Source organism: Pseudoalteromonas sp. 20-92, assembly GCF_030847595.1.
GTDB classification, from domain to species: domain Bacteria; phylum Pseudomonadota; class Gammaproteobacteria; order Enterobacterales; family Alteromonadaceae; genus Pseudoalteromonas; species Pseudoalteromonas fuliginea.
Genome location: NZ_JANJGQ010000084.1, coordinates 1 through 367, shown reverse-complemented (window position 1 = coordinate 367; position 367 = coordinate 1). Strand labels below are relative to the sequence as shown.

General features: G+C 41.7%; 1 protein-coding gene. It reads right to left on the bottom strand.

What is annotated here, in order from left to right:
* On the bottom strand, positions 1-367 hold a 367-nt coding region (locus NRL14_RS20840; protein ID WP_306725523.1), incomplete at both ends, for a reverse transcriptase domain-containing protein.

The window sequence follows — 367 nt, the reverse complement described above, 5'->3', positions numbered from 1 at the left end:
CTTCTTCGCAGCCGTTCGTCGCCTAAGTCGTGGCTTACCATTTGAATCTGTGCCCCAATAGAACTCAAACCCTAGAAATACAAAGTGACGTTTTCGACCAACATGAAATCTACTAAATCGCATTAGCGAGGTTTTGTCTTGCGCAACGTCTAAATTAAATTTCTTTAATCGCTTGGGTAACACTTTATAAAAGCGCTCTGCGTCATTTGCAAATTGAAATGCGCAAACAAAATCGTCTGCATAGCGGATCATCATTGCACTTCCACGCATCCTCGGCTTTACTTTCTTTTCAAACCAGAGATCTAAAGCATAATGCAGATATATATTAGCCAACACTGGGCTGATAATTCCACCTTGAGGGCTTCCA